The organism is Actinosynnema pretiosum, from assembly GCF_024171695.1.
Taxonomy (GTDB): Bacteria; Actinomycetota; Actinomycetes; order Mycobacteriales; family Pseudonocardiaceae; genus Actinosynnema; species Actinosynnema pretiosum.
Genome location: NZ_JAMTCF010000016.1, coordinates 47,922 through 70,196 on the forward strand (window position 1 = coordinate 47,922; position 22,275 = coordinate 70,196).

Here is a 22,275-nt window from a genome sequence, read left to right on the forward strand (position 1 = left end):
GGACCGGGACCGCTATCGGGAAGCCGGCTCCGCCGCGCGTCCCACCACCCGCGCGCCCACGACCGCGCCCAGGTTCAGCAGCCCCAGCGCCAGCCAGGGAAGTGCGGGCGCGACGTCGAACAGCGCGGTGAAGAACACCGGCGCCACGATCCCCGACGCCGCGAACGAGTACTGGAACGCCGCCAGGTAGCGTCCCCGCGCGGCGGGAGGCGCGAGATCGTGCACCAGCGCCGTCGACGAGGGCCCGTGCAGCGCGCCCGCCACCGTGAACAGCAGGGTCCCGCCGCCGACCAGCGCCACCACGAGCCAGTCCGGCTGACCGGGGGACAGGAACGCGAACAGCACCCCCCACCCCGCCCACAGCGCACCGGCCAGCGCCACCACCCGCGCCCTGCGCCACCGCCGCACCAGCGCGGTGACCGGCGCCGTGCACAGCGCCAGCAGCACCGCGTTGCCCAGCAGCGCCGCCGAGGCGAGCCAACCCGGCCGGTGCAGCAGGTAGAGCACCGCGGTCGGCAGACCGAGCGCGAGCATCCGCCCGGTCAGCGCGAACACCGTGTTCAGCGCGGTGAACCCGAGGAACCGCCGGTCCCGCAGCACGCCCCCGTACCCGGTGGGCCCGCCGTCCGCCACGCCCGCCCGCCTCGGCACGCGCACGAACAGCGCCAGCGCCAGCGCGGACAGCGCGTAGCAACCGGCCGCGCCGTTGGACACCAGCAGGTAGGCCGAACTCGTGCCCGCCGACAGCGCGACCCCGCTGATCAGCACCCCGATCCCGAACCCCACCAGCCGGAACGTGCTCACCCACGCGAACCACTGGTCCTTGCCCACCGCGGACCCGCTCCCGTCGGCGAAGTCCGCCACCGCCGTGAACACCACCGACCAGAACACCCGGACGCCCGCGGTCACCAGCGTCACCACGAGCAGCACCGACCAGGCCCCCGTCGCCGCCCCGTACCCGAGGAACCCGACGGCCTGCAGCGCGTGCGATCCGATCACGAGCGGGAACGCCCCGAACCGGTCGGCGAGGTACCCGACCAGGACCGGCAGCGGGAAGGTGACCACCCCGGCGACGCTGACGAGCACGCCCAGCGTCGTCTGCGGCACCCCGGCCAGCTCGACGAAGTAGATCAGCGAGAGCGGCACGTACAACCCGCTGCCCACCGAGTCGACCAGCAGCGCGCCCAGCAGCGGCGTCCGCCCGCGACCGCGCGGCACACCGGTCGCGCTCACCAGCCGCCCTTGGTCGAGAAGCTCCTGGGCACCTCGCTCCTGAACTTGGCGATCAGGTCGAGCTTCCTGCGCCGCACGAAGCGCTCGGCCAGGATCTTCGTCCTGCGCCTCAGGTCCGACGGCACGTGCGCGTCGTCGTACTCCGCCACGGGCCGCAGCCTGCCGTCCAGCGAGTCCTGGATCATCCTCCGGTCGCCCGCCCCCGGATCGCCCGAGACGCGGTGCACCAGGTACACGCTGTCGTCCTCCAGGAACTCCTGCAGCTCGGTGGGCGCGTACCAGCGCAGGGTCAGCGCGTGCGAACCGGGGTTGGACAGCGCCCGGCAGCCCATGCTCACCGCCAGCGTCGGATAGAGGATCTCCTCCAGCACCTCGAGCCGGGACGCCTCGGCCCGCGCCACGATCCGGTCCAGGTGCGGCAGCGCGGCCAGCTTCTCCACGTACTCGCGCCCGAAGATCTGGCCGGGGTTGAAGCTGTGGTAAGGCGCGGGGCTGCCGGTCAGGTCCCGCCACCCCTCGTCCCACTTCCACCGCGCCCGGCGCCCGATGGGGTTGTCGGCCCAGCCGGGCCGCACCTTGTGGAAGTTCGCGCCGAGGTAGGACGCGTCGCCCATGATCCGGTCGAGGTGCTCGGCGAGTCCCGGCTTGATCAGCATCATGTCGGGTTCGACCAGCACGAGGTAGTCGGGCACCCGAGAGGTCTCGACCAGCCAGCGCGCGGTGTCGGCCAGCATCCCGGTCAGGTAGGAGTACCGCATCTTCCGACTGCGCGGGTTGACGTCGACGCCGATCCCCGACAGGTCGAACTCCGGTCCACCGCCGTTGTACAGCACGACGTCGTGCCCCGGTGCGGCCTGCCGCAGGTTGCGCACCAGCAGTTCCACCAGGGGGCGGTTGGTGTTGACGCACGACACGAAGCACAGCTTGGAAGTGGTCGCCATGCGTCTGACGCTACCCACGTGATCCCGTGCGGGGCAGACCCGCGACGGGGTGCACGGGCGGGATCGCCGAAGTGGCACAAGGGGAGTCGGGACTTCGTGGTCCGGGCTTGACACAGTCCTCTGTGGACCGAGCGCGCTGCGGGCGCGCCTGCGCGCGACCGCGCCCGCAGCGAGCCGGTCAGCCCCCGTGCACGGTCAGCACGTCGGTCAGCCGGTCGCCGACCCACACCACCTGGCCGGTGAACGTCACCGGGGTGTCGGCCGAGACGCGGCGGGTGTTCACCGGGACCTTCACGGTGGTCGTGCCCTCCGGCGCCACCCGGCTGCCGATCGGGTTCGCGACGTACAGGTCGTCGCTGGAGAGGGAGAAGTACGTGCCGCCCTTCAGCACCGGGCCGCTGAACACCAGGGTGGCGGTGGCCGTGTCGCCGCCCTTGACGGCGTTCGGCGTGATCGTCAGCGACGACAGCACCGGCGGGGGAGCGGTCGCGGTCAGGCGGACGCCGTAGAGTCCGTCCGCGCCCTGGACGGTCTTCGTCGCGAGCACGTTGTCCTTCGGGTACACCTGCTGGTCGGCGGTGGCGGCCCCGATCCGGTAGGTTCCCGCGCTCAGCGGGACGCTGGTGGAGCGGTCGCCGTTGGGGCTCGTGTTCTGCTCGACCGAGGACAGCGAGCCGTCCGCCTCGACCCGGTGGAACCCGACGCCGAGCCCGCCCCGGTCGGCGTTGTTGACCAGCCCCGCGCCGACGTCCACCGCCTCCGCGGTGTAGGCCTGCCCCTCGGTGGCGGTGAACTCGAACCAGTCGACGTCCCGCGCCCCGGTCTTGCCGGGCAGCGGGTCGCGCTCCTGGCAGATCGCGCGGTGCGCGGTCTCGCCGGGCGCGATCGGAGCCGCCGCCGCGCCTGGGACGTCGTCGACCTCCCAGGGGTCGGGCGCGCAGTCGACCAGGGCGTGCGCGGGGGCCGTGGCCAGGGCGGAGAGCACGAGCGCCGCGCCGGAGGCGGCCAGCAGTCGGGTGAAGCGGTTCCGCATGACACTCCTGTCGGATGTCGTCCGCGGCGGCGCTTCCCACTATGGGGGAAATCGATGAAATTTCAAGTACGACGTTCGGGGGCAGTGCCCACCGGCTGCCCTCCTCCGCGCTGGTGCGGGCCTGCCGGTGGGCCTGCCTGGACGGTCACATGGGGCCCATGAGGTTGTTGCCGCGCGCGTTCGGGTCGGTGCTGGTGTAGAAGTCCCGCACGAACCCCTGGAACTCCTGCTTGGTCAGCGAGCCGGAGCCGTCCGCGTCGAGCGCGTCGAACGCGCCCTGCGGGTCCTCGATGCCCCAGGCGCTCGCGAACGCGTGGAACTCCTCGGCGGTGAGCTGCTGGTTTCCGTCGAGGTCGACGTAGTCGAACAGCGCGTCCACGAACTCGATCAGCACGGCGTCCATCACGTCCCGGTCGGCCTCGACGTGGGCGCTGATGTACTCCTCGCGGCTGACCCGCTGGCCGGGCACCGCGCCGCTCATGCCGGACATCTGGTCCCACCACCGCATGGTCGCCGACTGCAGTGCGCCGTACTTCGACGGGTCGGCCATGTCGCCGAGGGCGATGCGGGTCGCCTCCACGCGCTGGGTGAGGTCCTCGGGGGAGAGGAAGCCGTCGCCGTTCGCGTCGAGGGCGTCGAAGTCGGAGCCGAGCTTCTGCGCGAGCAGGTCCATGCTTGCCACGGGTTTTCCTTCCGATCGCTGACCACGTCGTCCTCGCCAACCCTCCAGACGTCCCGAGGGGAGCGGCAACCGGAGCGGGGGAACAGCAGCGCATCGGGTGATCATTCGCCCTCCGCCGTGTGAACGGGTCGGGTCCACATCGGACTGGCCGTCACCACGCCCGGCTGTCGCTCCAGCGCGGGAGAGGAAGACGCGCACCACTGCTGGGGGTTGCCCGGCGAGAACCCTGGCTTTCAGGGCGCGGCGATGTCGCGGTTCTTCTCCGCGAACCCGGCGAGCGCCTGCGCGGGCGCGCCGGAACCGCCCGCCGCCCCGCTCATCATCCCCGCCCGCAGCGCGTGCTCCCGCTCGTCCCCGGCCACGAACAGCAGCCGGTCGCCCAGCGCCGCCTCCTGCTGCCCCTCCACGTACGGCCGCAGCCGCGCCTCCCACTCGGCCAGCGCGGCGCCGACGTCGTCCGGGTGGCGCTGGAGCAGCGTGCCGAGCAGGTCCGCGCCCGCCATGCCGGTGGACGCGCCCATCCCGGAGTACAGCGTCAGGCACCAGGCCGCGTCACCGGCCAGCACCACCCGGCCCTCGCTCCACCTGGGCATCCGCACCTGCTGGACCGAGTCGAACAGGGCCTCCGGCGCTTCCGCGTACCGGTCGAGCAGCTCGCCCAGCACGGGACCCTCGGGCTCCGGGCCGAACGCCGCGCGCAGGGCGTCGACCGGGGCGCGGGTGAACTCGGTGTCGGGGTCGTCGGCGCGGTACGTGAACAGCAGGCTCGACGGGCGGTCGGTGAAGGAGAACGCGATCGCCGAGCGCCCCGGCTCGGTCAGCCACAGGCCCTCGGACATCGTGAAGCCGGTGAGCGGCCGGTCCAGCAGGCAGGCGCCGATCATGAAGTTCAGCGGGTGCAGGAAGTCCGCGCCGAAGACCAGCCGCCGCACCGTCGAGCGCATCCCGTCCGCCCCGACGACCAGGTCGAACCGCTCCACCCCCGTGGTGCCCGCCGCGGTGTCGCGCAAGGTGACCCGCACGCCGTCGGCGTCCTGCTCGACGGCCTCGGGCACGGTCGAGTAGCGGATCTCCACGTCGTCCGGCAGCACGGAGAACAGCGCCCGCTCGATGTCGCCGCGCAGCAGCATCCTGGGCTCGCCGGGCAGGTTCGACGGCATCAGCGCGGGCGTGCGCGCGCCGTCGCGGTCGACCGCGAAGGACGTGGCCTCCGGCCCGCTGCGGGTGCCGATCTCCTCAAGCGCGCCGAGCCGCTCGGCGGCGGCCTTGCCCGCGCCGAACAGCATGATGAAGTACCCGCCGCTGCGCCGGTCCGCCGCCCGCTCCACGATCACCGGCTCCCAGCCGATCTGCCGGAGCCGCACGGCGGTGGCCAGGCCGGTGATGCCGAGTCCGACGACAAGAGCCCGCTTGGTCATGGGTGTTCTCCTCTGCCCGCACCGGAAAGTGGACCAGGTAGGTCCGCTTTTTTCACCGTACGGACAAGCGGACCATCGTGGTCCACTTGGTGGAGTTGATCACAGAAGCTGACCGCCCTGGTCCACTTCGCTAGGATCGCGGGCGTGGCCACCGCCCAGGACCGACCGCTGCGCCGAGACGCGCAGCTCAACCGGGACCGCATCGTCAGCGCGGCCGGGGAGGTCTTCGCCCGGCGCGGCCTCGCGGGCACGTTCCACAACGTCGCGGACGAGGCGGGCGTCGGCCTCGGCACCGTCTACCGCCGCTTCCCGACCAAGGAGCAGCTGGTGGAGGCCGTCTACCAGCGGCACCTGGCTGGCCTGGTCGCCACCGTCGAGGCCGCCCTGCGCGCCCCGACCGGCTGGGACGGCCTGGTCGACGTCCTGACCACCGCCGCCCGCCTGCACGCCTCCGACCAGGGCCTGCGCGACGTCGCCCTGGCGCGCGGCCACCGCCCCGAGGCGTTCCGCGAGTTCGGCGACCGCATGGAGCCCCTGCTGCGCGACCTGGTCGAGCGGGCCAGGACCGAGGGCAGCCTGCGCCCCGACGTCACCGCCGAGGACCTGCCGGTCGTCATGGCCATGATCAGCGAACTGGGCCTGCACACCGACCCGGTCCGCCCCGGCCTGCACACCCGCTACCTCACCCTCGTCCTCGACGGCCTCCGCGCCCCGGCCACGACCCCGCTCGGCGACCCGCTCACCAGGCCCGAGCTGGACGCCGTCGTCGAGAACTGGCTGCCCGCGCTGGAACCCCGCGAGGACGCGGGCTGACCGGTCAGGCGGGCGCCCCGTCGCCCCGCGCCCCGTCGTCCGCCACCGCCAGCGCCAGCTCGCAGAACATCGAGTCCGCCCAGGAGAACCACGGCCGGGAGAACGCCGTCGGGTCGGACGGGTCGAAGCTCTCGTGCACGTGGCCGGTGCCCGCGTCGGTGTCGGCGATCAGCCGGAGCAGCCGTCGCCGGTCCGCCGCCGTGCCGGTCAGGCCCTCCACGGCCAGCGCGATCGGCCACACCCGGCCCGCTCTGGTGTGCGGGCTGCCGATGCCGCTCGCCACCGAACCCCTGGAGTAGTACGGGTTCGCGTCGCTCAGCGCGAACGCCCGCGTCGCCCGCCACACCCCCGCGTCGACCACGTCGGGCGCGTGCAGGGGCAGCGAGAGCAGCGACGGGGTGTTCGCGTCGTCCATCAGCAGCACCCCGCCGAGGCCGTCGACCTCGTACGCGTAGATCCGCTCGCCGCCGTGCTCGACGATCCCGTGCGCCTCCACGGCGGCGACCAGCTCGGCGCAGAGGGCGCGGGCGTCGGCGGCCAGGTCGGCGTCGGCCCAGACCTCCTCGGCGATCTCGGCGATCGCCCGCAGCGCCTGCGCCGCGAACAGGTTCGCCGGGATGTTGTACCCGTAGGTGCAAGCGTCGTCCGACGGCCGGAAACCGCTCCACGTCAGGCCCGTCACGGCCACCGGCGTGCCGCGACCGCCGCGCGCCAGGGTCTCGGTCGACTTCGCGCCCGGCCGCTCGAAGCGGTACGGGGACTCGTCGTGCCGCTGCTCAAGACGCAGCTGCGCGACGATCGTGCGCAGCACGTGGCGCGCGCGCTCGTCGAACACCCCGGCCTCCCCGGTCGCCCGCCACAGCGCGTGCGCCAGGGTCACCGGGTAGGCCAGGCTGTCGATCTCGTACTTCTGCTCCCACACGCGCGGGTCCGCGCACAGGTCCTCCGGCTCGTAGCGGGCGCCGGTCGGGCCGTCGTTGAACGCGTTCGCGTACGGGTCGTGCTCCAGGCACGCGAACTGCCTGCGCACCACGGCGGTCACCAGCTCGGCCAGCGGCGGGCAGTCGGCGAGGAACCGCAGGTACGGCGTCAGCTGCGTGGTGGAGTCGCGCATCCACATGGCGGGGATGTCGCCGGTGATGACGAACGCGCTGCCGTCCGCGCCGATCGTGATCGTGTCCCGCAGCGTGCGCAGCAGCGCGGCCTCCACCATCGCGCCGATCCGCTCGCCGGACGTCGCCCGCACGCGGTCCGCCGCCGCGCCGATCGTCTCGCTCACCGTCGCCACGGCGTGCTCCCTCCCTCGTCGGTGACGCTGATCCGCACCGCGCCAGCCGGTTCGTCCACCTCGTCGCCGCTCCACGCGCCGACCTCGACCGGGAGCGCGACCGGCCGCCCGGTGGCCCACGAACCCAGCTCGTCCAAACCCAGCACGAACTCCACCACGGATTCGCCCGGCTCGCACAGCACGCGCCGCACGGCCAGCAGGGTCCGGCGGCGCGGGCGCACGCCGAGCTCGTGGCGGCGGCCGTAGAGCGGCACGGCCACGGATCGCGGCCCGCCGGTGCTCACCACCTCCACCGCGACCCGCAGCGAACCGCCGTTCTCCAGCGCGTCGGCGGAGATCCGGTGCTCGCCCCCTCGGACCCGCGTGGTGACCGAGGGCGGCGAACCGCTGCCGAAGGGGATGCCCACCGGGCGCCGCTGGTCGGCGTACCCGCGCGCGGTCTCCACGCGCTCGTCGTGCGCCACCGGGAAGACCCCGTCCGCCACCGGGAACGACGCGGGCAGCCGACCCGAGGCGGCGCCGTCGAGCAGCGCGCCCACGACCGCCGCGCCCCCGCTGGGGCCGGGGAAGGGCACGACGAGCAGCGCGTCCACCAGCCCGGCCAGCTCGGTGAGCGCGCGCGGTCGGCCGTCGACCACCACGGCCACGACCGGCTTGCCGCTCGACCGGGCCACGCGCGCGAGTTCCAGCTGCGGCAGGGGAAGCGCGATCGAGGCCAGGTCGACGCCCTCGCCGTTGGTCGTGTCCGCCGCCGACTCCGCGACCGCGCCGTTGTCGGCGAACTCGTCGCCGTAGCTGCGCCTGCTCGTGCCGCCGAGCACCAGCACGCAGACGTCGGCGCGGTCGATCGCGTTTTCCACCGCCGCGAGCGCGTCCGGTCCGAGCGCGCTGCGCACCCGAGATCCGGGCGCGTGCAGCACCCGCTCCTCGCCGAGCCGCGCCACGAGCGCCGAGCGCACGGTCGACGCGCCGGGGTCGTCGGCGGGCCGGGGCGGGGTGTAGTCGCCGAGCTGCGAGTCGAGGTCGTCGGCGTTCGGGCCGATCAGCGCGACCACGCCGGACGGGTCGAGCGGCAGCACCCCGTCGTCCCGCACCAGGACCACGGCCTGCCGGGCGGCCCGGTCGACCAGCCGGGCCACGTCACGCGCGACCGACGCGGACTCCACCGGCACGGACTCCACCGGCACGGGCCCGTCCAGCAGACCGACCCGCCGCTTGAGCGCGAGCACCCGGTCGACCGCGCGGTCCAGCTCGGCCTCCGCCACCAGCCCCCGGTCCAGCGCCTCCCCGAGGTGCGTGAACGCCTCGTCCCACAGGCTCAGGTCGACCCCGGCGCGCAGGGCCAGCGCCGCCGCCGCCGCGGGATCGGGGGTGCTGTCGCGGAGCCGGTCGATCGCGGTGCCGTCGGCCATGACGATCCCGTCCCAGCCCCAGTCCTCCCGCAGCACGCCCGTCAGCAGCTCCCGGTTGCCGGTGCACGGCACGCCGTCGACGTCGTTGTACGCGGCCATGAACCCGGCGACCCCGGCCCGCGCCGCCGCGTGCGCCGGCCGCAGGTGGACCTCCCCGAGCTCCCTCGGCCCGATCGGCGCGCCGGAACCGTTGCGCCCGCCGATCCCCGCGCCCTGGGCCGCCAGGTGCTTGGCCACCACCGCGACGCGCCCCGCGCCGATCGGACCCGGAGCCGTCCCCTGCATCCCGCGCACGGTCGCGGCCACCAGCAGCGCGGCCAGCGCGGGGTCCTCGCCGAAGCACTCCTCGGCGCGCCCCCAGCGCGGATCGCGCAGCACGTCCAGCCCCGACACCAGCGCCACGTGCGTGCCCCTGGCCCGGACCTCGGCGGCCACCGCCGCCGCCAGCTCCTCGGTCAGCCCGGCGTCCATGCCCGCCCCGAGCGCGAGGTTCACCGGCAGCGTCGTCCCGCCGAGCGCCTGCAACCCGTGCGGGACCTCCTCCACGAACAGCACCGGCACGCCACAACCGTTGCGCGTCACGTACTCCTGCACCGCAGCGCACGCCTCCGCGCTGCGCTCGGGCGGAATCCCGTTGCGCCAGTTCACCTCCGACCACGGGTCGGCGCGCAGCACCCCGTAGATCGCGCCGAGGCCGCCGAACCGGTCGACCTCCCGCTTGAGCACGTCGGTCACCCGAGGCGCCCCGTCGACCCAGCGCAGCGCCTCCCAGCCCTTGAGGCGCTGGTTGACCTGCCCGACCCGGTTCTGCGGCGACAGCGCGGAAGCGGTGATCATCCCTTGACCGCCCCCGACACCAGCGCGCGCTGCATCTGCCGCTGGAGCACCGTGTACACCAGGTACACCGGCAGCAGCGTGAACAGCGTGCCCGCCATCAGCACGCCGTAGTCGGTGCCCGCGTCGACCTTCAGGGTCGGCAGCGCGACCTGGATCGTGCGCTGCGCGGTGTCCGGCCCGATCAGGATCAGCGGGTACAGGTAGGAGTTCCAGAACGACAGGAAGTTCAGCAGCAGCACCGTCGCGATGCCCGGCACGCAGATCGGCAGGTACACCTGCCGCAGCACCTGGAACGCCGACGCCCCGTCCATCGACGCGGCCTCCTCCAGCTCGCGCGGGATGGTGCGCATGAACGACGTCAGGATCACGATCGACAGCGGCAGCGCGGTCGCGGGCAGCAGCAGCACGACGAACGTGCGGGTGTGGAACAGGCCGAGCAGCGCCGCGAGCAGGAAGGTCGGGAACAGCGCGGCGAACGACGGGATCAGGAAGCCCAGCGCGAACACGCCCTCGACCGCCTTGCCGACCCTGCCGGTGGACCGGGCGAGCGCGAACGAGGCGGGCAGGGCCAGCAGCAGGGTCAGCACGAGCGCGCCGAGCGTGGTCAGCACCGAGTTCGCGACCGCGGGCACCAGGTCGGCCTGGTCGATCGCGGTGGTGAAGTTCCCGAAGTCCCAGGTGCTCGGGAACGCCAGCGGGGACTCGAAGATCTCCTCGTTCGTCTTGAACGAGGACACGATGAAGTAGTACAGGGGCACGATCAGCAGAGCGGCGTAGATCCAGGCGAGCGCGCCGCTGGTGATCGAACCAGCGCGGTCGCGCAGGGGGCGGCGGGCGGTCCCGGCCATGGTGGACTCCTCGGGTTCGGGTCAGTAGGTCGCGCGGAGCACCCTGCGGATCGCGCCCATGCCGATCAGGCCGAGCACGAAGAGGATGAGGCCGACCGCCTGGCTGTAACCGAGGTCGGTCTCGACGAACGCCTTGCGGTACACCAGGTACGAGAGCGTCGTCGTGGACGTCCCCGGCCCGCCCTGGGTCAGCAGCAGCACGGTCTGCGCCGAGTTGAACAGCATGGACAGGAACTGGAGCATCGTCACGACGCCGATGAAGTCGCGGGCGATGGGCCAGTACATGCCCCAGGCGATCCGCCAGTCACCGGCGCCGTCGATGCGCGAGGCCTGCACGATCTCGGCGTCCACGCCGTCGAGCCGCGAGGCGATGAGCACCGCCGAGTAGCCGATGCCGCTCCACAGCTCGACGGCGACGATCGCGCCCAGCGCGGTGGAGGGGTCGGCGAGCCAGGCCGCGCCGTCCAGGCCCAGCGGTCGCAGCAGGCCGTTGAGCAGGCCGTCCGGGTTGAGCACCGCGTAGAAGACCATCGCGGTCGCGGGCGCGGAGATCAGCGCGGGGATGAAGAGCAGGTAGCGCAGCACCTTGTGGCCGCGCGGCTTCTGCACGACGTAGAACGCGAGCAGGAACGCCAGCACGATCATCACCGGCAGGCCGACCACGATCTGCAGCGCCGAGTTGCCCGCGGCGGTCCAGAAGTTCTCGTCGGCGAACACGCGGGAGAAGTTGTCCAGTCCGGCGAACCCCGGCTGGACGAGCATCCCCGGCCAGGACAGGAACCCGATGACGATCATCGCCAGGACCGGGCCGATCATGAACACCGCGTACCAGATCAGCGCGGGCAGCGCGAAGCCGGGAAAGCGGTCGCGCGCGGACGGGCGCGGGGCTCGGCCGGGCGGGGTGGGAGGTTCTGGACTGGTCGTGACGCCGACAACGGCGTCGGTCGTAGCGGTCAAGGTCGGCTCCTTCCTCACACCGTGGCGTAGGCCCGTTCGAAGACCTCGATGATCCGTTCGGCGGGGATCGGGCCGTAGGCGGCTGCCGTGGCCTGGATCATCGGCTCGAACGCTGACTGGGGGATGACCAGGTCGGGCAGCATGACGGGGGAGACCTGCTGGTCGGTGAGGCGGGAGGCCTGCGCGACGAGCGGGAAGTCCTTGCTGACCGTGTCCGTGATCCGGCTCATGTCCCGGCCGGAGCCCAGGATCATCGAGTCGATCACCTCGTCGCTGTACAGGTTCTGCACGAAGGGCTTGATCAGGTCGAGCTTCTCCGCGCCCCTGCGGCTGATCCAGATGCCGTGGCCGTTGAAGCTGCGGATCACGCTCGGGTGCTCCAGCACGCCGCCGCGCGAGGGCTTGGGCCAGCCGCCGACGACGACCTCCTTCGCCCGCTCGGCGGGCACCTTCGCCAGCGCCGACGACATGGCGGGCACGATCGCCGCCTTGCCGGTGTTGAACTGCGTCAGCTCCGAGTCGGAGGTGTAGCCCTGCACGTCGTCGACGAAGACGCCCGCGTCCCGCAGCTCCACGAAGTGCTGCACCCCGGCGATGGCGGCGGGGCTCTCGGAGAGCTTGCCGCTGCTGAACACCTCCTTGGCCTCGTCGGGGGTGAGGAAGCCCTGGATGACCTGGAGGAACATCTTCTGCCCGCTCCAGTCGGACCCGCCGACCGTCACCGGCCCGATCCCCTTGGCGCGCAACGCCTGCGCCACGGCGATCAGCTCGTCGGAGGTCGTCGGGATCTGGACGCCCGCCTGCTCCAGCAGCCTGGTGTTGTAGGAGACGGGCCAGTTGGTGCGGGTGAACGGGAACGCGCGCAGGTTGCCGTCCCCGTCGGTCCACTCGGCCAGCGCCTCGGGGATGATCTTGTCGCTCAGCCCCCACTCGTCGAGCAGCCCGGTGAGCGGGATCGTCGCCCCCAGGCCGGTCCAGGAGAGCGTGCGGCCCTGCAGGTTCACCAGGGCGACGTCGGCCTCCGCACCGGCGAGCGAGCTGGTCTCGAAGACGATGGGCAGGTCGGAGCCGTTCTTGAGCAGCGCGACCGGACGACCGGTCCGCCGCTCGTAGGCGGCGACCGCGTCGGCGAACACCTTGGCGCCCGCGACGGCGCCGCTGAGCTGGGTGTGCACCGAGAGGGCGCCGGGTTTGCTGGACGCGGGCGTCAACGCGCCGCACCCCGCCAGGAGCGGCGCGGCGACACCGCCACCGATCGCGGCGCGCAGCAGGGTGCGCCTGCTGATGGAGTGGGACAAGAGCCCTCCTCGGAAGCTTCGTAGCGTCATCCGGATACGCGGAACCGCCTTTGAGGGGCGGGTTTGTAAAGCGGTACACAATCGAAGTGGCGAGCAAGGTATACCGCTTTACATCCGGCGGTCAATGCCCTTAGCCTCGGCGGTGCCATGAGTGAACCCAGCACGAAGCGCGTGACGATCGCGGCGGTGGCCCGCAGGGCGGGCGTCTCACCGTCGGCGGTGTCGCACGTCTTCAACGGACGGCCGAACGTCTCCGAAGCCACCGCGGCCCGCATCCGCGCCGCCGCCGACGAGCTGAACTGGCGCCCGAACCTGGCCAGCCGCAAGGTCTCCGGCGGGGGCGGGCGCAGCCTCGGCCTGGTCATCGCCCGGTCGCGGGGCACGTTCGGCCGCGACCCCTTCTTCATGCGCCTGCTCGCCGGGCTGACCGAGCCGCTGGCCGAGCTCGGCTGGTCGCTGTCGCTGACCCTCGTGCGGCCCGACGAGGACGAGGAGCAGCTCTACCGGCAGTGGTGGGGCGAGAAGCGGGTCGACGCGTTCCTGCTCGTCGACGTGCGCGACGACGATCCCAGGCTCGCGCTGGTCGAGCAGCTCGGCGCCCCCGCCGCCCTGCTCGGCGCGCCCGTCCCCGGACCGGTCGCCTCGGTCACCGTGGGTGACGGCACCGCGTTCGCCGAGGCCGTCGAGCACCTCGCCGGGCTCGGCCACCGCAGCGTCACCCGCGTCACCGACGCGCCCGGCCTCGCCCACACCAGGGCCAGGGACGAGCGCTTCCGCGAGGCCGCCCTCGAACGCGGCGTCCGGGCCGAGGTGGCGGCGTGGGACAAGGGCGCCGAGGACCCGGTGGCGGACCTGCTGGGCAGGCTGGGGGAGTCGACGGCGATCATCGTGGACAGCGAGACCGTCGCCGCCGAGATCGTCGCGCACGCCCCCGAGGTCGGCGTCCGCGTCCCCGACCAGCTCTCGGTGATCGCCTGGGAGGACTCCTGGGTGTCCACGATCGTCCGCCCCCGCCTGACCGCCTTCGACGCCCCCGTCGAGGAGAGCGCCCGCGCCGCCGTCGCCCTGCTCGAACGCCTGGTCCGAGGCGAGGAAGCCACCCCCCAGACCGTCAGCGGTCGCCGCCTGCTCGTCCGCGAGTCCACGGCCCCCGCTCCGAACAACCGCGAGGAGAGCCCTTGACCACGAGCACCCCGAGGTTCGGCGTCAACTACACCCCGTCGAAGGACTGGATGTTCCAGTGGATGGCCGTCGACCCCGACGTCGTCCGCGCGGACTTCGCGGCGATCGCCGCCCTGGGCGTCGACCACGTGCGCGTCTTCCCGCTGTGGCCGGTGCTCCAGCCGAACCGCACCCTGATCAGGCAGCGGGCGCTGGACGACATCGCCCTGGTGGCCGACGTCGCCGCGGAGCTCGACCTGGACATCGCCGTGGACGTGATCCAGGGCCACATGTCCGGCTTCGACTTCGTGCCCGCCTGGTTGGTGAACTGGCACAGCACCAACATGTTCACCGACCAGCCCGCGGTGGAGGCCCAGGCCGCCCTGGTCGCCGCCGTCTACGACGCGGTCCGCGACCGCCCGAACTTCCTCGGCCTGACCCTGGGCAACGAGGTCAACCAGTTCCAGCCCCCCAACCCCGCCGCGATGCCCGCCACCACCGACCAGGTGACGCACTGGCTGACCTCGCTGCTCACCGCCCCGCGCGACCGCGACCCGCGCCACGTCGTGACCCACAGCGAGAACGACCACCTCTGGTACCGCGACGAGCACCCCTTCGTCCCGACCCACGCCACCCGCCTGGGCGACATGACCACCGTGCACTCCTGGATCTTCAACGGCACGGCCGCCCGCTACGGCGCACTGTCCCCGCAGTCGGTCCGCCACGCCGAGTGGATGATCGAGCTGTCGAAGGCCTTCGCGACCGACCCGACCCGCCAGGTCTGGTTGCAGGAGGTCGGCGCCCCGTCGATGAACCTGGCGGAGGCGGAGATGCCCGAGTTCTGCACCCGCACCGTCCAGGCGGCGCTGACCACCACCGACCTCTACGCGATCACCTGGTGGTGCTCCCACGACGTCTCGCGGACCCTGGGCGACTACAAGGACCTGGAGTACTCCCTGGGCCTGCTGGACACGGAGAACAACGTCAAGCCCCTTGGCCGCCGCTTCGCCGACCTGATCGCCGAGGCGAGGCGCACCCCGCCGTCCCCGAAGCCCAGGACGGTCGCCGTGGTGGTCGACGTGGACGCCGACGACCGCCCCCTGTCCCGCACCGCCCTCGCCCCCGGCGGGGCGGTCTTCGAGCGCTGGCACGAACTGCGCGAGCAGGGCGCCGACGTCACCGTGGTGACCAGCGCGGCAGCCGCGTCCCCCGAGGCGCTGGAGGCACGCGGAATCCTGACGCTCGCGCAGGGGGCGCCCGCCTGAGCCGCGCGCACGCCCGGTGCCCGTCCGGTCACCCTCCGCAGACCTCTGGACCTGCGAAAACCCCAAAAATGTCGGTGCGCCCCGCTACCGTCCCACCATCGGGATTCCAGGGGGTCGGGCATGAGTGGGCGAGTGTCCTCGGAGGACGCCTACGTGATGGGCGGGGCGCAGGCGCGGCAGGTCCTGCCGCGCCGGGGTGACGGCCGCAAGGCCCGCGCGCTGGCGCCCGACGCCGCCGTGCGGGTGCGCGGTCTGATCGCCGCCTCGCGCGAGTCGCTGGCCGGGGGCAGGCGCGGCGACGCGCTCGCGAGGTCCCTGGAGGAGCACCTGGCCACCCCCGGTCCGGTCAGCGCCGGGATCGTCCACCGGATCGTGGAGCACGACGCCGGGACGTGGCAGGCCGAGGAGACCGCCTGCTTCGCCGACGCCTGGGCGGCCGAGCACGGCGTGGTGTTCGCCGCCGAGGCGGTGCTCGTCTCCGCGCTCCACCGGGTCGACCGCGACGGCGTCCTGACCACCCGGTTCGACACCGAGGCGATCGAGTGGAGCTGGGCGGGCCACCGACCCCTGGCCCGCGTGCGGCACGCGCTGGCCGCCGCGTCGGACGCCGAGCACGAGGCGGCGGTGGAGCGCGTTGCCGCGCACCGGGGCACCCTCAGGGGCCGCACCCTGGCCGCGTTCCTGCTGCCCACCGAGACCGGCTGGACCGACCCCCTGTTCGAGGAGCTGTCGGTCCTGGCCTCCCGCTACATCACCCCCTGGCTGTTCCTTGGCACCGTCGCCGACCGCCGGTGGCTGGAGGCCCTGGTGGACCGCTGCCCTCCCGAGGGCGTGCGGGACCCCTCCTGGGTGCTGCCGACCCTGGTCGACGCGATCGGCCCCGAGGACGTGCTGCCCACCCTCGTGCGCTGGCTGCCGGACTTCCCCGCAGCCGCCCGCAAGCGCGTCCTCGGCCTGATCTCCGAGTTCCCGCTGGACGAGGCGTTCACCGTCCTGGCCGCGCAGGGCCCGATCGGCGTGAAACCGCTGCGGGACGCGGTGAAGCGCTTCCCCGAGCGCGCCGCCCGGCTGGCCCCGCCCGAGCTGCTGCCGGTGGCGCGCGCCGAGTCCCCCGCAGCCGAGTCCGCCGCAGCCGAGCCCCCTGCGGCCGAATCCGCCCCGGTGCGGTTGCCGCGCCCGCTCGTCGACCCGCCGTGGGAGATCGCCCCGGTGGTCGAGGAGGTCGTCGTGCCCGGCCTGACGCCGATCGACCGCCCCGGCGTGCGCTGGCTGCCGGGCGAGCGCGAGCAGTGGCTGGAGCAGGAGCTGTTCTCCCTGCCCCGCGAACCGCTCCGGCCCGCCGACTGGTCGCGGGCGCTGCGCGAGGTGGCCCGCGCGAACGACGGCGACGCGGGACACCCCGTGCTCCTGCTGGCGCCCGAGGCCCTGGCCCGCCCGGTGGTGGCGGCGTGGCGCCCGGACAACGCGGACGCCTTCTGGGTCTGGGGCCTGCGCCTGGTGGCCCGCTTCGAGGCGGACGCGGCGGGCGCCGTCGCGCACGTCGCGTCGACCAGGCGCGACCGCGCGTTCGAGGTGGCCGCCCCGCTGGTCAGCGCGTCGATCGCGACCCTGTTCGCCGAGTGGGGCGACCGGCTCAAGTCCATGCGCGCCCCGGCGCAGGCCTACTTCGCCCGACACGGCCTGGACGCCGCCCGCCCCCTGATCCCGGCCGCGCTGGGCGAGCGGGAGGCCCCGCGCCGAGCCGCCGAGCGCGCGCTGCGCCTGGTCGCGGACGACCTCGGCCTGGACGCCGTGCTGGCGGTGGCCGCCGAGTACGGCCCGGAAGCCGAGTCCGGCCTGCGCGCGACGCTCACCCGCGACCCCCTGTCCCTGCTGCCGCGCACCCGCCCGTCGTTGCCGGAGTGGGCGACCCCGCTCACCCTGCCGCCCGTGCTCCTGCGCGACGACGGCCCGGCGCTGCCCGCGCCCGCCGTCGAGAACCTCCTGGCGCTGCTGGCCGTGCCCGACCCCCGCGCCCGCCGGGCAGGCCTGGCGCCGGTCCGCGAGGCCTGCGACCCGAGGTCGCTGGCGGCGTTCGGCCGGGCCCTGCTGCACACCTGGCTGGCCGAGGGCGCGCTCCCGTCGGCGGGCTGGGCGCTGACCGCGCAGGGCGGGATCGGCGACGACACGACCGTCCGCGACCTGGCCGAGCTGATCGACCGCTGGCCGGGCGAAGGCGCGTTCCAGCGCGCGGTCACCGCGCTGGACGTCCTCGGCGAGATCGGCGCCGACACCGCGCTGCGCGCCATGAACACCTTGTCCCACAAGGGTTCCAGCAAGTCCCTGCGCTCGAAGGCGGCGGAGCGGATCACCGCCGCCGCCACCGCGGCGGGCCTCACCCCTGACCAGTTGGCCGACCGCCTGGTCCCCGACTTCGGGATCGGCACGCGCCTCCTCCTGGACTACGGCCCGCGCTCCTTCCCCGTGGAGTTCGACAAGGCCCTGACGCCCCTGGTGGTCCTCCCGGACGGCGCACGCCGGAAAACGGCCCCCGCACCCGCCGAGACCGACGACCACGCCCGCGCCACCGCCGCCCGAGCCGGCTTCTCGTCGCTGCGCAAGGAGGTCGCCCGGACGATCACCGAGCAGGCCAGGCGCCTGGAGCAGGCGATGGTGACGGGCAGGCGCTGGCGGGGCGACGAGTTCCGGGCCCTGCTCACCACCCACCCGCTCCTGGCCCACCTGGCCAAGCGCCTGGTGTGGGCCGTGTCCACCGGAACCGGCCACCACCCGTTCCGCCTGTCCGAGGACCACACCCCGGCCGACCTCTCGGACGCCGGGGTGGAGATCCCCGACGACGCCCTGATCGGCGTCGCGCACCCGCTGCACCTGGCCGACGCGATCCCCGCGTGGTCGGACCTGCTCGCCGACTACGAGATCGTGCAACCGTTCCCCCAACTGGGCAGACCCTGGACGGCGCTGACCGAGGCCGAGCGGACGAGCCCGTCCCTGTCCCGCTTCACCGGCGAGAAGGCCGCGCCGGGCAGGCTGCTTGGCCTGATCAACAAGGGCTGGAGCCGCGACGCCACCGCCGCGCCCCAGGCGCCCCCGTGGCTGCGCAGGAACCTGGACGAGTCCCACTGGGTCTTCCTGCACCTGGACCAGGGCCTCCCGTTCTCCTCCTTCGACCACCTCCCGCACCTCCTCCTGGGCGAACTGCGCCTGTCGTCGACCGGCGACCCCGCCGCCACCCCGACCGATCCGCGCTTCGGCGACCTGGACCCGGTGCTGGTCTCGGAGCTCCTCTCGGACGTGAACGGCGCCTTGTCGCGCTGACGGGGCCCCCGTGGCGCGCCACGGGGGCCGCCGCGCGCCTCAGCCCTCCTGCTCCAGCGCGCGCAGGTCCGGCGGCACGAGGGTGGTGCTCTCCATCAGCTCGCGGATCAGGTTGTGGTTCAGCGTGTTCCCGATCGGCTCGCCGACCTCCTCGCGGGTCAGGCCGGAGACGCCGTGGGCGCTCAACCGGTTCCGCACCTCGGCGACCGCGCGCTCGACCTTCTTGTGCGTCCAGCCCTCGTCCGGCCGCAGCTCGTTCAGGTGCTCCGCGACCTGGCGCCAGGACAGCGGGATCGGGTGCGGCTCGTGCAGCAGGTACCGCTGGGCCAGCACGACGACCACGCGCTTCTCCGCCGCCGTGAGGGGCCAGGTGCGCGGTGGCCGGGTCGTCCCGAGGTGGTCGGCGGGCGCCCGGTCGCCGTCCGTGGGCTGCACGTGCACCTCGAGCAGGTGCAAGCGCTCGTGCGACCCCCGGACGAACAGCGGGGTGTACCCCGTCCGCAGCGGGATCGGCTCGTCCTGCCGGAACAGCAGGCGGGACCCCGGCAACCTCAGCGGAAGACGGCCCAGGGCGCTGATCCACCACCGGTCACCTCGGCGGGTGAGCGCCCCGTGCGCCCGGCTGACCCGCAGGTCGTCCTCGCCCAGGCACACGTGCACGTCCGGCCTGCCCCGCCCGAACAGGACGGTCCGCCCCTCCAGGGGGCCGAAGGCGGCGCCGCCGCCCGCCGCCAGCACGTGCAGCACGCCGGGCGCGGTGTCCGAGGCCACGCCGAGGGCGAGGCTGCAGCGGCTCGCGGGGAGCTCGTTCGACCGGTCTTCCACCACGTCCGCCTCCTGGCGCCTCGGGTGAGCAGCTCCCCCCAGCCTGTCCGGGACCTCCGGGAGGGTTCCCGCGTCACCGCGCGGGGAAGAAGGCGGTGGCCAACCGGACCGCGAGGCGGCACCGCTCGTCAGAGGGCAGGCCGTCCCCGACGACGGTGGCCTCCAGCACCTCGTCCTTGGGGTCGCCGTAGGCGTCCGCGTAGGTGAAGTTGTGCACCTCGACCTCGCACTTGTCGTTGCCCGGCGCGTCCCCCGGGTAGCCGATCACCGCCTGCCTGCCGTCGATCTCCAGCTTCTCCCCGCCGCTCCTGCTCAACGGCTTGGCCCTGGTGAAGCGCAACCGGTAGACCACCCCGTCGGCGGCGCTGCTCCAGGTGCACTCCCAGCGGCCGAACCCGACCTCCGGGTTCGCCCGGTCGATCCCCGGCCGCTCGGGGAACGACGGCGAGTCCCCGGCCCGGCAGGCGTCCGCCCCGCTGAACGAGTCCGGCCGCAGCGTCGGGTTGCCGGGGCGGCGCTCCGGGATCGGCCCCCCGGAGATCACCGCGTCGCTGCTGCGGACGACGGCGTCGGCCATCTCGCACGCGTCGGCGCCGATCAGGTCCGCCCTGGTCACCTCGACCCGGATCTCGTACCGGTCGGGCAGCAGCAACCTGCGCCCGCAGGACCCCTCGCCCGAGGGTTCGTCCACGAGCAGGTAGCGCCCCCGGTCCCGGGCCTGCACGGGCGACTGCTCGCCGGGGGTGCGCTCGATCCGCGCCAGGACGTTCGCCTCCTTCCCGCCCTTCTTGACGATGGAGTTGCACTGGTTGAACCCGGAGTCGTCGGAGACCAGGTTGGGCTGGCCGAACGGCTCCAGCGCCGCGTCGCGGACCAGCGCGCACGGGTCGGCGGCGCGCTGGTCACCGGCGAGCACCGGCCCCGTCGGCGCGTCGGGCGCGTCGGGCCCGCCGGACAGCGCGGTCCAGCCCACCACCGCCGCGACCGCGACCAGCGCCCCGGCGGCGACGAGCGGTCCACGCCGCCGCACCGGGCCGGGGACGGGCGCGCGCCGCGCCACCTCCACACCGGCGACGTCCGCGAGGATCTCGTGCGCCTCGGCGGCGGTCGGGCGCTCCCCGGCGTCGACGCGCAGCATCCGCTCCAGCGCGGGCGCGAGCGGTCCGCTGCGGCGCGGCGCGGCGACGGAGCCGTTGGCGGCCCGCCGCAGGCGCAGCAGCACGCCGTCGCCCGACCCGCCGACCGGCGACTCGCCCTCCACCGCGGCGAACAGCGTGGACGCCAGCGAGAACACGTCGGACGCCGCCGTCGGCGCCGCGCCGTTCGCGACCTCGGGCGCCACGTACCCCGGTGACCCGGTGAGCAGACCGGGGTTGGTCACCGTCGCGTCACCCGAGGTGGCGCGGGAGATGCCGAAATCGGCGAGCTTCACCTCGTCGTCGGAGATCACCAGGATGTTGCCCGGCTTGATGTCCCGGTGCAGGATCCCCTTGGCGTGCACCGCCGCGAGCGCGTCGGCGATCTGCGCGCCCAGCTTCGCCGCCTGCCGGGGCGCGACGACGTCCAGCTCGGCCATGCTCCGCGCGGGCACGTACTCCATGACCAGCCAGCACTCGCCGCCGTCGTCGAGCACGTCGTAGATCGTCACGACGTGCCGGTGGTTCAGCTGGGCGAGCAGCCTGGCCTCGCGCTCCAACTGCCGGAACCGCTGCGGGTCCCCGTCCCCCGAGCCCGCCCGCTTCAGCGCGACCGGCCTGCCCAGGCGCTCGTCGGTGGCCCGCCACACGACCCCGCCGCCCCCGGAGCCGATCCGCTCCTCCAGCCGGTACCTGCTGGCGACGACCTGCCCAGTCTGCACGATTCGCTCTCCCCGTGTGACCCCCGTCGCATCGTATCGAGGTGAACAAGCCGCTCTCCCCGCCTCTCCGGGAACCCTCCCGGCCCCGCGCCGCACGCTGCGCGGGTCGTCCGCGGCCCGCGCGGGGCGGCGCAGTGGTCCGGAACGCCCGACCGACGGGGGTGCGCGTGGAGTTCGGTGTGCTGGGGCCGGTCGCGGTGTGGCACCGGGGGGTGGAGGTCGCGGTTCCCAAGGCGCAGCAGCGGTGCGTGCTGGCGCTGCTGCTGGGGGAGGTCGGCCGCGTGGTGGTGTTCGAGCGGTTCGTCGACGTGCTGTGGGACGACGACCGGATGCCGAGCACCGCGCGCAACGTCGTGCAGCAGGCCGTGTCGGGGCTGCGCCGGGTCCTGTCGGTCGACCCCGGTGTCCACCTGGCGCGCCACGGCGCGGGCTACGCGTTGGAGGTGGACCCCGCGCTGGTCGACCTCCACCGCTTCCGCGCGCTCGTCGCGCGGCCCGGCGGCGAGGAGCGGGCGTCGGTGCTGCGCCGGGCGCTGGGGCTGTGGCGGGGGGAGCCGCTGCAGGACGTGAGCGCTCCCGGCGCCGCCCCGATCAAGCAGGCGCTGGCCGAGGAGCGCCTGGCGGCGCTGGAGGAGCGCCTCGCCCTGGAGGTGCGGGCCGGGCGGGACGCGGAGCTGGTCCCGGAACTGCGCGTCCTCGTCGCCGCGCACCCGTGGCACGAGCGGTTGCAGGGGCTGCTCATGGTGGCCCTCTACCGCGCCGGACGGCCCGCCGACGCGCTCCGGGTCTTCCACGACGCGCGGCGGTCGTCGGTCGTGGTGACGGGCGCCGATCCGGGGCCGGGGCTGCACCGCCTGTACGAGCGGGTGCTGCGCAACGACCCCGCCCTCGATCGGCCGGTCGGGGCGCCCTCCGGCGCGCCGCCCTTCGGCGCCTGACCGCCTGATCTCCGGCCCGCCTGACCAACTCACGGCGAACGGCCCGGCTCACGGCGAACGGCCCGGTGGGCTCGCGCTCGCGAACCCGCCGGGCCGGACCCGCCGCAGGTGGCAGACCCCACCGCTGCACCTCCGGCACCCCCACCGGCGCCC

17 protein-coding genes are annotated in these 22,275 nt (G+C 73.9%); 5 read left to right on the forward strand and 12 right to left on the reverse strand.

Translation table 11 applies throughout. From position 1 onward, the window contains the following. Positions 1-12: 12 nt before the first annotated feature. The 5 genes from LV78_RS28965 to LV78_RS28985 all read right to left on the reverse strand — a co-directional run bounded on the left by LV78_RS28965 (position 13) and on the right by LV78_RS28985 (position 5,307). Positions 13-1,233 (reverse strand): MFS transporter, encoded by a 1,221-nt coding sequence (locus tag LV78_RS28965; RefSeq protein ID WP_253848856.1) that lies wholly within the window; start codon positions 1,231-1,233, stop codon positions 13-15. Then, on the reverse strand, positions 1,230-2,174 hold the full coding sequence (locus tag LV78_RS28970) for a hypothetical protein (RefSeq protein ID WP_253848858.1): 945 nt from the start codon (positions 2,172-2,174) through the stop codon (positions 1,230-1,232). Before LV78_RS28970 ends, LV78_RS28965 begins: the two co-directional genes overlap by 4 nt. Positions 2,175-2,352: 178 nt before the next feature. After that, positions 2,353-3,207, reverse strand: a complete 855-nt coding sequence (locus LV78_RS28975) for a hypothetical protein (RefSeq protein WP_253848860.1) — start codon at positions 3,205-3,207, stop codon at positions 2,353-2,355. Positions 3,208-3,352: 145 nt separating this feature from the next. Then, complete coding sequence (locus tag LV78_RS28980) at positions 3,353-3,880, reverse strand: EF-hand domain-containing protein (RefSeq protein ID WP_253849109.1); 528 nt, start codon at positions 3,878-3,880, stop codon at positions 3,353-3,355. A 242-nt stretch (positions 3,881-4,122) separates the two neighbouring features. Beyond that, on the reverse strand, positions 4,123-5,307 hold the full coding sequence (locus LV78_RS28985; RefSeq protein ID WP_253848861.1) for an FAD-dependent monooxygenase: 1,185 nt from the start codon (positions 5,305-5,307) through the stop codon (positions 4,123-4,125). Between the two features lie 144 nt (positions 5,308-5,451). Here LV78_RS28985 and LV78_RS28990 point away from each other — a divergent pair, with 144 nt between their 5' ends. Beyond that, on the forward strand, positions 5,452-6,120 hold the full coding sequence (locus LV78_RS28990) for a TetR/AcrR family transcriptional regulator (protein ID WP_253848863.1): 669 nt from the start codon (positions 5,452-5,454) through the stop codon (positions 6,118-6,120). Between the two features lie 4 nt (positions 6,121-6,124). Here LV78_RS28990 and LV78_RS28995 read toward each other — a convergent pair whose 3' ends face one another. Genes LV78_RS28995 through LV78_RS29015 form a run of 5 tightly spaced genes read right to left on the reverse strand, consistent with a single transcriptional unit; the run spans position 6,125 to position 12,760 of the window. Beyond that, the gene (locus LV78_RS28995; RefSeq protein WP_253848865.1) at positions 6,125-7,408 is read right to left on the reverse strand and encodes a glycoside hydrolase family 125 protein; all 1,284 of its coding nucleotides are present in this window, start codon (positions 7,406-7,408) and stop codon (positions 6,125-6,127) included. Next, on the reverse strand, positions 7,396-9,657 hold the full coding sequence (locus LV78_RS29000) for a glycoside hydrolase family 3 N-terminal domain-containing protein (RefSeq protein ID WP_253848868.1): 2,262 nt from the start codon (positions 9,655-9,657) through the stop codon (positions 7,396-7,398). The genes LV78_RS28995 and LV78_RS29000 overlap by 13 nt, the downstream gene beginning before the upstream one ends. Continuing rightward, positions 9,654-10,505 (reverse strand): carbohydrate ABC transporter permease, encoded by an 852-nt coding sequence (locus tag LV78_RS29005; protein ID WP_253848870.1) that lies wholly within the window; start codon positions 10,503-10,505, stop codon positions 9,654-9,656. Before LV78_RS29005 ends, LV78_RS29000 begins: the two co-directional genes overlap by 4 nt. Before the next feature lie 21 nt (positions 10,506-10,526). Next, on the reverse strand, positions 10,527-11,462 hold the full coding sequence (locus LV78_RS29010) for a carbohydrate ABC transporter permease (RefSeq protein WP_253848872.1): 936 nt from the start codon (positions 11,460-11,462) through the stop codon (positions 10,527-10,529). Between the two features lie 14 nt (positions 11,463-11,476). Beyond that, entirely contained in the window at positions 11,477-12,760 is a 1,284-nt protein-coding gene (locus tag LV78_RS29015) for an ABC transporter substrate-binding protein (RefSeq protein WP_253848874.1), read from the reverse strand. 147 nt (positions 12,761-12,907) lie between these two features. Between LV78_RS29015 and LV78_RS29020 the strand changes: the two genes are divergently transcribed. The 3 genes from LV78_RS29020 (at position 12,908) to LV78_RS29030 (ending at position 18,501) form a co-directional block, all read left to right on the forward strand. Next, on the forward strand, positions 12,908-13,942 hold the full coding sequence (locus LV78_RS29020; RefSeq protein WP_253848876.1) for a LacI family DNA-binding transcriptional regulator: 1,035 nt from the start codon (positions 12,908-12,910) through the stop codon (positions 13,940-13,942). Continuing rightward, on the forward strand, positions 13,939-15,186 hold the full coding sequence (locus LV78_RS29025) for a glycoside hydrolase 5 family protein (RefSeq protein WP_253848878.1): 1,248 nt from the start codon (positions 13,939-13,941) through the stop codon (positions 15,184-15,186). Before LV78_RS29020 ends, LV78_RS29025 begins: the two co-directional genes overlap by 4 nt. 120 nt (positions 15,187-15,306) lie before the next feature. Further along, positions 15,307-18,501 (forward strand): DUF4132 domain-containing protein, encoded by a 3,195-nt coding sequence (locus tag LV78_RS29030; RefSeq protein WP_253848880.1) that lies wholly within the window; start codon positions 15,307-15,309, stop codon positions 18,499-18,501. Positions 18,502-18,540: 39 nt separating this feature from the next. Here the strand turns inward: LV78_RS29030 and LV78_RS29035 are convergent, their stop codons facing one another. Together LV78_RS29035 and LV78_RS29040 are read right to left on the reverse strand one after the other, a co-directional pair. After that, positions 18,541-19,329 (reverse strand): FHA domain-containing protein, encoded by a 789-nt coding sequence (locus LV78_RS29035; RefSeq protein WP_253848882.1) that lies wholly within the window; start codon positions 19,327-19,329, stop codon positions 18,541-18,543. 70 nt (positions 19,330-19,399) lie between these two features. Continuing rightward, the gene (locus LV78_RS29040) at positions 19,400-21,184 is read right to left on the reverse strand and encodes a serine/threonine-protein kinase (RefSeq protein ID WP_253848885.1); all 1,785 of its coding nucleotides are present in this window, start codon (positions 21,182-21,184) and stop codon (positions 19,400-19,402) included. Between the two features lie 167 nt (positions 21,185-21,351). Here LV78_RS29040 and LV78_RS29045 point away from each other — a divergent pair, with 167 nt between their 5' ends. After that, positions 21,352-22,122, forward strand: coding sequence for an AfsR/SARP family transcriptional regulator (locus LV78_RS29045; protein WP_253848886.1), 771 nt, complete (start codon positions 21,352-21,354; stop codon positions 22,120-22,122). Positions 22,123-22,275 lie beyond the last annotated feature (153 nt).